This is a genomic window from Bartonella sp. AP9QHHD (genome assembly GCF_042195625.1).
GTDB lineage: Bacteria > Pseudomonadota > Alphaproteobacteria > Rhizobiales > Rhizobiaceae > Bartonella.
Map to the genome: position 1 here is coordinate 1 of NZ_JBHIOP010000085.1, position 1060 is coordinate 1060.

Sequence of the window (1060 nt, forward strand, 5' to 3'; positions counted from 1 at the left end):
ATGGTTTTTCAATTTGGAGAAAAATTCATTTCCACAAAGCCCAATAATGCGTGAACGATCAGAAAACGCTCCTTTTGAAGCCTCAATCATCCTCATAATGACTTGATCAACATGGTCCGCAACATTGGTTGTTTCTGTATTTAGTTTAAAATCAATCGGCTTTGGTGGTGCGATTTCCCATTCTTTGTACCAATCGACAATAACAGAGCCATCGGCATCAAGAACCACCCCTTGAACAGCGCCAAGCTGCATATTTTCCCATGTCAATTCTATTTCAGAAATCAGTTTCTTTTGTTTCTTGGCAATATATTTCATTGCTGTCTCTAACTGATCTTCTGCGCCAAATTCACGACGGTTCTGGATTTCTTCTGATTTTACGGTATCACTTTTGGCAATCCGTGTTGTTTTGAAAAACCGAAGATTACGACCCTCTCTATCACCTTCTGCCAAAGGTGCGCCACGTTCACTGGTTTGAATAAGCGAAAATGTATTATCACGCCGTTCAATACCAACCACTGTGGTACTGGTTTCAACTTCCTCAAAAAGATTAAGAGAGCTTACAAGACCAGGTTGAAACTCATAGTTTTCAATGGCTTTCATCATTGTGATGCTTGAGAAAGCATCATGTTTAAAAAAATTCATATCCATGTGTGCATTCTCCTATCGCAATAGAATGTTGTTTTTGTCTTCTAAAGACTGAATGGCTGCTTTCTTTTGCTCATCCGTGATGGCATCTGGCCATAGCAGTTCAGAAGCTTTTACAGTGCATAAGCGTGCTGTAATCACGGCACGTTGATCTGCTTCTGTTGCGTCAATAGTGGCAAAAGAAATCCCCGCAGGGATTTGACTGCCATCTGCTGCTGCTGGATTAAGGGGGGTATATTTTTGTGATGCTGTAATTTTCCCCATGACAGTTCCAGCTTCAATGAATGCTCCTGATGCAAACAGCACTTCTTCATTTGACATATCGGGGTCGTAGGGTCCAAGATAAGCGCCATTGCGTACGTCGTCATAAATAATATTCGTCATTTCACTGCCCTCCAAGCTGCTTCCCATTTTG

At 41.5% G+C, this 1060-nt stretch carries 2 protein-coding genes; both read right to left on the bottom strand.

What is annotated here, in order from left to right; translation table 11 throughout:
- Positions 1-648: major capsid protein (locus ACFIK4_RS06700; protein ID WP_375675541.1), on the bottom strand; the 648-nt coding region annotated here is incomplete at its 3' end.
- Between the two features lie 12 nt (positions 649-660).
- On the bottom strand, positions 661-1029 hold the full coding sequence (locus ACFIK4_RS06705; protein WP_375647906.1) for a head decoration protein: 369 nt from the start codon (positions 1027-1029) through the stop codon (positions 661-663).
- Positions 1030-1060 lie beyond the last annotated feature (31 nt).